The organism is Actinocrinis sp., from assembly GCF_035938995.1.
Lineage (GTDB): Bacteria > Actinomycetota > Actinomycetes > Streptomycetales > Catenulisporaceae > DASZGI01.
In genome coordinates this window covers 1-1,601 of the sequence record NZ_DASZGI010000115.1, presented here as the reverse complement: position 1 = coordinate 1,601, position 1,601 = coordinate 1, and the positions used below count along the sequence as shown (strand labels likewise).

The window sequence follows — 1,601 nt, the reverse complement described above, 5'->3', positions numbered from 1 at the left end:
CGGGTGGCGGCCGCCAGAGCTCTTGCCCTCGCCGCCGCCGAGCGGGTGGTCGACCGGGTTCATGGCCACGCCACGCACCGACGGCCGCTTGCCCTTCCAGCGGTTCCGGCCGGCCTTGCCGAGCTTGATGTTCGCCTGCTCCGCGTTGCCGACCTCACCGACGGTCGCGCGGCACTCCACGCTGACCCGCCGGATCTCGCCGGACGGCATGCGCAGCTGCGCGTAGCCGGCCTCCTTGGCGAGGAGCTGGACGCCGGCACCGGCCGACCGCGCGATCTTCGCGCCGCCGCCGGGACGGAGCTCGATGGCGTGCACGACCGTGCCGGTCGGGATCGACCGCAGCGGCAGCGCGTTGCCAGGCTTGATGTCGGCGCCGGGCCCGTTCTCGACCCGGTCGCCCTGGTGCAGGCCCTGCGGCGCCAGGATGTAGCGCTTCTCGCCGTCCACGTAGTGCAGCAGCGCGATGCGCGCGGTCCTGTTCGGGTCGTACTCGATGTGCGCGACCTTGGCCGGGACGCCGTCCTTGTCGTGCCGCCGGAAGTCGATCAGCCGGTAGGCACGCTTGTGGCCGCCGCCCTGGTGCCGTGCGGTCACCCGCCCGTGCACGTTCCGGCCGCCCTTACTGTGCAGCGGGCGAACCAGCGACTTCTCCGGCTCGCTCCGGGTGATCTCGGAGAAGTCGGAGCCGCTGGCGCCGCGCCGGCCAGGGGTGGTCGGCTTGTACTTACGGATTGCCACCTGCTTCTCCTTAACTAACCGGTCCGCCGAAGATGTCGATCCGGTCACCCTCGACCAGGGTCACGATCGCCCGCTTGGTGTCCGCGCGCTTGCCCCAGCCCTGCCGGGTCCGCCTGCGCTTGCCCTGCCGGTTCAGCGTGTTCACGCCGGTTACCCGGACCCGGAACACTTCCTCGACCGCCTGCCGGATCTGCGTCTTGTTGGCGTGCGGCGCGACGATGAACGTGTACTTGCCCTCGTCGAGAAGGCCGTAGCTCTTCTCCGACACCACCGGGCGCAGCAGGATGTCGCGGGGGTTGTAGATCCTGCTCACTTCTCGCCCCTTTCCACGAACGTGCGCAGCGCGGCCTCGGTAAAGACCACGTAGTCGCTGACGAGCACGTCGTAGGTGTTGAGCTGGTCCTCGGCGAGCAGGTGCACGGCGGGGACGTTGCGCAGCGACTTCCAGGTGAGCTCGTCGTCGCTCTGGGTGACAACGAGGATGTTCCTGGAGGCGCCGTCGGTGACCTGGGCCAGCACGGCGAGCGCGTCCTTCGTCCGCGGCATGTCGCCCTCGACGAAGTTCGTCACCACGAAGATCCGGTCGTTGGCCGCCCGGTCGGACAGCGCGCCGCGCAGCGCGGCCGCCTTCATCTTCTTCGGCGTGCGCTGGGCGTAGTCCCGCGGCTGCGGGCCATGGGCGACGCCGCCGCCGGTGAACTGCGGCGCCCGGGTCGAGCCCTGCCGGGCCCGGCCGGTGCCCTTCTGCCGGTACGGCTTCCTGCCGCCGCCGCTGACCATGCCGCGAGTCTTCGTCGCGGCCGTGCCCTGCCGGGCGGCCGCGCGCTGCGCGACCACGACCTGGTGCATCAGCGGCACGTTGA

3 protein-coding genes are annotated in these 1,601 nt (G+C 71.0%); all 3 read right to left on the bottom strand.

Annotated elements, in window-relative coordinates:
- Positions 1-738: 50S ribosomal protein L2 (gene rplB, locus VGZ32_RS07790; RefSeq protein WP_326885188.1), on the bottom strand; the 738-nt coding region annotated here is incomplete at its 3' end.
- A gap of 10 nt (positions 739-748) precedes the next feature.
- Positions 749-1,051, bottom strand: coding sequence for a 50S ribosomal protein L23 (gene rplW / locus VGZ32_RS07785; RefSeq protein ID WP_326885187.1), 303 nt, complete (start codon positions 1,049-1,051; stop codon positions 749-751).
- On the bottom strand, positions 1,048-1,601 hold a 554-nt coding region (gene rplD / locus VGZ32_RS07780; RefSeq protein ID WP_326885186.1), incomplete at its 5' end, for a 50S ribosomal protein L4. The genes rplD and rplW, both read right to left, overlap by 4 nt.